7 protein-coding genes are annotated in these 6745 nt (G+C 56.2%); all 7 read left to right on the plus strand.

Annotation, left to right across the window (positions count from 1 at the left end; genetic code table 11):
* Positions 1-23 precede the first annotated feature (23 nt).
* On the plus strand, positions 24-1241 hold the full coding sequence (gene ftsY / locus AB7E65_RS04125) for a signal recognition particle-docking protein FtsY (protein WP_428745317.1): 1218 nt from the start codon (positions 24-26) through the stop codon (positions 1239-1241).
* 59 nt (positions 1242-1300) lie between these two features.
* On the plus strand, positions 1301-1492 hold the full coding sequence (locus AB7E65_RS04130) for a cell division protein ZapB (RefSeq protein WP_072287094.1): 192 nt from the start codon (positions 1301-1303) through the stop codon (positions 1490-1492).
* Positions 1489-1791, plus strand: coding sequence for a cell division protein ZapA (locus AB7E65_RS04135; RefSeq protein ID WP_320362076.1), 303 nt, complete (start codon positions 1489-1491; stop codon positions 1789-1791). The genes AB7E65_RS04130 and AB7E65_RS04135 overlap by 4 nt, the downstream gene beginning before the upstream one ends.
* Before the next feature lie 409 nt (positions 1792-2200).
* Entirely contained in the window at positions 2201-2788 is a 588-nt protein-coding gene (locus AB7E65_RS04140; RefSeq protein WP_428745318.1) for a 5-formyltetrahydrofolate cyclo-ligase, read from the plus strand.
* A gap of 18 nt (positions 2789-2806) precedes the next feature.
* Positions 2807-4369, plus strand: coding sequence for a ribonuclease Y (gene rny / locus AB7E65_RS04145; protein ID WP_428745319.1), 1563 nt, complete (start codon positions 2807-2809; stop codon positions 4367-4369).
* 84 nt (positions 4370-4453) lie between these two features.
* Positions 4454-5236 carry a TIGR00282 family metallophosphoesterase gene (locus tag AB7E65_RS04150; RefSeq protein ID WP_072287098.1) on the plus strand — a complete coding sequence of 261 codons (783 nt, stop codon included), beginning with the start codon at positions 4454-4456 and terminating at the stop codon, positions 5234-5236.
* A 76-nt stretch (positions 5237-5312) separates the two neighbouring features.
* Entirely contained in the window at positions 5313-6539 is a 1227-nt protein-coding gene (gene tyrS / locus AB7E65_RS04155; protein ID WP_072287099.1) for a tyrosine--tRNA ligase, read from the plus strand.
* Positions 6540-6745 lie beyond the last annotated feature (206 nt).

Genomic DNA, 6745 nt, shown 5'->3' on the forward strand with positions numbered 1-6745 from the left:
CCGCAAGTTCAAGGAGTGAAAGCATGGAAATGTTCGCCCGTTGTGTCGCCTGGTTGACCGAAGTGGCAGTTCGCATGGGGGTGCCCGAGCCGTATGGCAAACTGATCGGCCTGGTTGCATTCGGTACCGGTTTGGTCCTTCTGGCCGGGGTCGGCGTGGGGCTGTTGCGTTTGTTGGTCAAACGTCCGCTCAAAAGGGGCAAGCGCCCCGCGCCGGCGGCGGAAGAGCCGGTGGTCGAGGAGCCGGTGGTCGAGGAGCCGGTGGTCGAGGAGCCGGTGGTCGAGGAGCCGGTGGTCGAGGAGCCGGTGGTCGAGGAGCCGGTGGGCCTGCTGCAACGTATGCGGAGCGGTTTGGCCAAAACCCAGGCTTCTCTGGTGGGGCGCATCGACACGCTACTGCGCGGCCATCAGGGCGTCGATGCCGAACTGCTGGAAGATCTCGAAGAGATATTGATTACCGCCGATCTGGGGATGAAAACCACCCAGCAACTTATCCAGTCGCTGGAAAACCGCCTGGATAAAGGTCAGCTCAAGGATTCCGCAACCTTGCGTGCCGCTCTCAAAGAGGAAATCCGCGCACGCCTCGCCAATGAAACGGCTCTCCTGGATACCGAGAGCGCCAAGCCCTTCGTCATCATGGTTGTGGGGGTGAATGGCGTCGGCAAGACCACCACTATCGGCAAATTGGCCCATCAGTTCGCACGTCAGGGTAAAAAGGTATTGGTCGGCGCGGGCGATACCTTCCGGGCGGCGGCTGCCGAACAGCTTGAAGTGTGGGCAGAGCGCGCCGGCGTTGAGGTGATACGTCAGGAGTCCGGGGCAGATCCCGCGGCCGTTGCTTTCGACGCGATCAAGGCTGCCCGGTCCCGCGCTGCCGACATTCTTTTGCTGGATACCGCAGGGCGGCTCCACACCAAGGTCAATCTCATGGAGGAGCTCAAGAAGATCCGCCGGGTTCTGGAGCGCGAAGTGCCCGGCGCGCCCCATGAAACCCTGTTGGTGGTGGATGCAACCACCGGACAGAATGCGCTGGTGCAGGCCCGTCTTTTCCAGCAGGCCGTGGCGGTGTCCGGGCTGGCTTTGACAAAACTCGACGGCACGGCGCGAGGCGGTATGCTGGTCGCCATAGGAGAGGAACTCGGTCTGCCGATTCGTTATGTGGGTATCGGTGAAGGGATTGACGACCTTCGCCCCTTCGATGCGGAAGTGTTTATAGAAGCTCTTTTTTCGCAGGACGGATAATTTCTTGACTAAAGGGTTCCCTCTTTTCTAAAATCACCTTTTACTGAGCAGAGGTAGCTGTGGATTTGACTCTGATAATTCAGTTGGAAAAAAGAATTGATCAGCTTCTGGCGCGCAAGCAGGCGCTGGAAGAGCAATGCCAGCAGTTGCTGGCGGACAGGGATCGCCTTCTTCAGGAGCGGGAGCGTTTTGCTTCCGAAGTGGATCGGATTCTGGCCAAGCTTGATGGACTGGATCAGGAGGTGTCTTGAAGCACGCTGTCCAGGTTACGCTTTTGGGCCAGCAGTACACCATCCGAAGCGCGATGGCGCCGGAAGAGGTTTGTCGGGTCGCCGATTTCGTAAACGAAAAAATCGCCGAGGTAATGGCCGCCAGCAGGGCGGTCGACACCTTGAATATCGCGGTCCTGGCCCTGCTCAATGTTGGAGAAGCGTATCTGCGGCTTCATGACGCCGTACAACATCAGGACGACAGTGCAAACGCGCGGTTGCGGGATCTTGTGGCACGTCTGGAATCGACTTGCCCCGATTTTCTGACGCGCGAGAGTTGAAAGTTTTGCTGCTGTATCCGGGCGGCATCAGGGTTTCCTTAGCGGGAGGCCTTGAAAAGGCGCGCTGCGCCAGGTCATCTCTGTACGGAGATTTTAGATAGATCCGGTTGGTTGATGCTTTTACAAGATCCTGAGTAGCCAGCAGGTGTCTTGTCTGTGCGGTTATCAGAATATCCAGGCGCACAATGCGCTTTTGTGTTTCTTGCAGTCAATTCAGGCGCGCTGTTCCGGGCGGGAGAAGGGGTCTTTCGCCTTTTTTCGATGGACAGTCGAAGGATAGCCCCGGTTGCGGCGGGGGTGAGATTTGCAAGAAGCCTTTTCTGCCAGGCCGGGCAAGCATGATCCATCCTTGCCATATCTGATCTGAATCCTCCCTAACAGAGGTTGCCGTTTCTGCGGGATCTCTGCCATGCCCAAAAAATCGCTTCGCAGCATCATGCTGGCTCGTCGAAAACATCTGGCGGCGGAAGTCTGTCTCAGTCATAGCATCCGAATCCAGCGGCGGCTCGTAATGCTCGATGTCTTCAGATCGGCATGCTGCGTAGCTCTGTATAGTCCCATTTTTAATGAAGTATTCACCGAGGAGGTTTTTCATCAGGCCCTGCGTGCGGGCAAGGTTGTCGCTTATCCAAGGGTCAGAGGAGAGTCTCTCGATTTTGTGTCGGTATCTTCGCCCGCGGAATTTGCGCCGGGGGCGTTTGGAGTCATGGAGCCGACCGGATCGCATCTGATTCCACCCTCTGCGCTTGATCTCATTCTGGTGCCCGGCGTGGCTTTTGATCTGTTCGGCAATCGCCTCGGTTATGGCAAGGGATTTTACGATCGGGTTCTTTGCCTCGGGGGCCGTTCGGCAATTTCTGTGGGGCTGTGTTATGAAATGCAGTTGCTTGATGAACTTCCTGTTGAAGATCACGACGCAGGCCTGGACCTGCTGATCACCGAGGAACGGGTGTGTCCCTTCACCCAGTCCGGACGTCGTTTGCTGCAAGAAACATAAATTTGAGGAGGTAGTGTCTTGAGTATAGAAATTCAATGGCTGGGAATAGGCGCGGCCCTGGTGGTGGGTGCCTTTTGCGGCGCGTTTTTTCGTCGCAAGGTAGCTGCCACGCAGTTGGCCGAAGCCAGGCGCATGGCGGACCAGATTCTTTCAGAGGCCACCAAGGAAGCGGAAATCCTTCGCAAGGAAGCGGAAATTCAAAAAAAGGACGCCCTGCTGGAGGCCAAGACGGCCTGGGAGCAGGAGGCACGAGAGCTGCGCAGGGAGTTGCAGTCCCAGGAGAAGCGCCTGCTGCAGCGTGAGGAAAATCTCGATCGCAAGGTTGCCCAGGTTGATGCGCGGGATGACGAGGTCGGACAGCGCGAAAAGCGACTCGTTCAACAGGAGGGGCGCATCCGTACTCTGGAAAAAGAGGTCGAAGGGATTGTGCGTCAACAACGTGAGCGCCTCGAGGAGCTTGCTGGCCTGGGTGCCGAAGAGGCCAAAAAGCAGTTGATGGAGCAGATGGAGAGCGAAGCTCGGCACGAAAGCGCCAAGTGGATCAAGCAGATCGAGGACGAAGCCAAAGAGACTGCGGACAAGAAGGCCCAGGAAATCCTGGCTCTGGCCGTTCAGCGCTATGCCGGCGATTTTGTTGCGGAAAACGCGGTCAGCGTGGTGCCCTTGCCCAATGATGAAATGAAGGGTCGTATCATCGGCAGGGAAGGCCGCAATATTCGTGCTATCGAGGCGGCCACCGGCATCGACCTGATTATCGATGATACACCCGAGGCCGTTATTATATCCGGGTTCAACCCGGTGCGCCGCGAGGTGGCCCGGCTGGCTCTGGAGCGGTTGATCGGGGATGGGCGCATTCACCCGGCGCGTATCGAGGAAATGGTGTCGAAGGCGACCCAGGATGTCGACAACGCCATCCGGGAAGCCGGAGAACAGGCCACCTTCGATGTTGGCGTCCACGGCATCCATCCTGAAATCATCAAACTGATCGGTCGTCTGCGCTACCGCACTTCCTATGGTCAGAATGTGTTGCAGCATTCGATTGAAGTCGCGTTCCTGTGTGGCATTATGGCTGCCGAACTGGGCGTCAACGTCAAGCAAGCCAAACGCGCGGGCCTGCTGCACGATATCGGTAAGGCCGTCGACCATGAAATTGAAGGATCTCATGCTGTTATCGGCGCCAACCTGGCTCGCAAGTATGGAGAGTCTGCCAAGATTGTTCACGCTCTGGCCGCACACCACGAGGATGAAAAACCCTCGACGGTTCTGGCGGTTCTGGTGCAGGCGGCGGATGCCCTCTCCGGCGCGCGCCCCGGGGCCCGTCGTGAAATGCTGGAGACTTACGTCAAGCGGCTGCAGGATCTGGAGCGCATCGGAACGTCTTTCCAAGGGGTTACCAGTTGCTTCGCCATTCAGGCAGGGCGTGAAATTCGCGTCATGGTGGCAAGTGAAGAAGTTTCGGATGTCCAGTCCCACACTCTTGCCAAGCAGATTGCCCGGCAGATTGAAGAAGAAATGACTTATCCGGGGCAGATCAAGATCAATGTCATCCGTGAAACCAGGGCGGTTGAATTTGCCAAGTAACGGTTCGCTGCGACGGATATCGACAGGTAGCCTGTTAACGACAGGCTTGTCGGCAAGGCGCATGCCGGGAGGAGAACGGGGCTTTTGAATATTCTGTTTATCGGAGATATAATCGGGCGGACCGGAAGACGTGCGGTGGAGAGCCGATTGCACACCCTTGTCGATTCACGGCGGGTCGACCTGGTTGTGGCAAATGGTGAAAACGCTGCCGCCGGATTTGGCTTGACGGCCAATATTGCCGCCGAATTGTACGATCTGGGCATTGATGTCTTGACCTCGGGCAATCATATCTGGGACAAGCGGGAAATTTATGATTATCTCGACAGGGAGTCCCGCCTGCTGCGCCCTGCGAATTATCCACCGGGTCTGCCGGGTCGTGGCTGTGGCGTCTATACTACGGCTGCAGGCCTTGAAGTGGGTGTCCTCAATCTCGAGGGGAGGGTTTTCATGAACAATCTGGATTGCCCTTTTCGCTGTGCCGATCGGGAAATTGAAAGCCTGCGACGGCAGACACCGATCATTCTGGTCGATTTCCATGCCGAGGCCACCAGTGAGAAAGCCGCCTTGGGTCACTATCTCGACGGTCGGGTGTCGGCGGTTGTCGGCACCCATACCCACGTGCAGACTGCCGACGAAGGCGTGTTGAGCAAGGGAACCGCCTATATCTCGGACGTGGGGTTGACCGGCAGTCGGGATGCCGTGATCGGCATGCGTAAAGAAGAGGCCATTGACCGGTTCCTCACGCAGTTGCCGGTGCGTTTCGAAGTGGCTAAAAAGGATCCGATCCTGTGTGCCGTGCTGATCAGTGTCGATGAAACAAATGGCAAGGCCCTTGAGATGCATCGCATTATGGAAGACTGCGGCTAATCACGGTGTCTTCGCTGGTGGGGCAAATGCCGGCGATCAAAAAGAAGTTCGTCCCATTCAATGAAAAGGTAGCGATATGAAGTCGGTTCAGGAACAAATGGCCATCATCCGGCGCGGTGCCGTGGAGATTCTGGTCGAAAGCGAACTCGAGCAAAAACTCAAGAAGTCCGTCGCGACCGGCGTGCCTCTGAAAATCAAGGCAGGCTTTGATCCGACCGCTCCTGATCTGCACATTGGCCATACGGTTCTGATTCAGAAACTGAAGCAGTTTCAGGATCTTGGGCACGAGGTGAATTTTCTTATCGGGGATTTCACGGGCATGATCGGGGACCCCACCGGAAAAAACGAGACGCGCAAAGCATTGACCCGTGAAGCCGTATTGAAAAATGCCGAAACCTACAAGGAGCAGGTTTTTAAAATCCTTGATCCGGCTCGCACCCGGGTTGTGTTCAACAGTACCTGGATGGGGCGAATGTCGGCAGCCGACCTGATCGCACTGGCGGCACGATACACCGTGGCGCGCATGCTCGAACGCGACGATTTTCACAAGCGTTTCACGGGGCAGCAACCCATAGCGATTCACGAATTTCTGTATCCTCTTGTTCAGGGATATGACTCCGTGGCACTCCGGGCCGATGTTGAGCTCGGGGGGACCGACCAGAAGTTCAATCTTCTGGTCGGCCGGGAATTGCAAAAGCAGGAAGGGCAGGAACCCCAGTGTGTCCTTACCATGCCGTTGCTCGAAGGACTTGACGGCGTCAATAAAATGAGCAAGTCGCTCGGTAATTACATAGGTATCACCGAGTCTCCCAAGGAAATTTTCGGCAAGGTGATGAGTATCTCCGATGAACTCATGCTGCGTTATTACGAGCTGTTGTCGGACGTCGACCTGGCCCAATTGCAACGGGTGTGTGATGGCGTCGAGGGCAAGTCGGGGGGAGCGCATCCGATGGAAAGCAAAAAGGCACTGGCGCGGGAGTTGGTCGCGCGTTTTTACGACCATGACGCCGCAGTGCGCGCCGAAGAGGATTTTGTCCTGCAGTTCAGGCAGAAAGAAATCCCCGATGACATCCCTGAGTATGTTTCGGGGGACAAGCAGCCCGTCTGGGTCTGTAAGCTGATGGCCGATGCGGGGCTTGTCGCTTCCAATGGCGAGGCTCGCCGTCTTGTTAAACAAGGGGCGGTGAAGCTCAATGGCCAAAAATTGTCGGATGCAGACCAGGAAGTAGCGCCTTGCGGGGAGCTGATCCTGCAGGCCGGCAAGCGGCGTTTTGTCCGGATAAAATTTTCACAAAAAAAATGAAAATAAAAGGTTGACAGTAAAACCAACATCTCGTATATTCGGCTTCCCTTCGGGCGAGAGGGAAACAGAGTCGCCCTTGAAGCTGGTCTTTGAAAACTAAATAGCAGACGCTTGAGATGGTTTGCGGGCAAACAAGTCAAACCAAAAGAAGAACAGAATCAGCTTTTACAGTTATATAACTGGAGAGTTTGATCCTGGCTCAGAAC

Origin of the sequence: Syntrophotalea sp., assembly GCF_050253115.1 — a bacterium.
GTDB classification, from domain to species: domain Bacteria; phylum Desulfobacterota; class Desulfuromonadia; order Desulfuromonadales; family Syntrophotaleaceae; genus Syntrophotalea; species Syntrophotalea acetylenica.

Bases quoted from the DNA above. Each gene is read 5' to 3' on its own strand.
- ftsY (WP_428745317.1), top strand. From the start codon at position 24: ATGGAAATGTTCGCCCGTTGTGTCGCCTGGTTGACCGAAGTGGCAGTT.
- AB7E65_RS04140 (WP_428745318.1), top strand. From the start codon at position 2,201: ATGCCCAAAAAATCGCTTCGCAGCATCATGCTGGCTCGTCGAAAACAT.
- tyrS (WP_072287099.1), top strand. From the start codon at position 5,313: ATGAAGTCGGTTCAGGAACAAATGGCCATCATCCGGCGCGGTGCCGTG.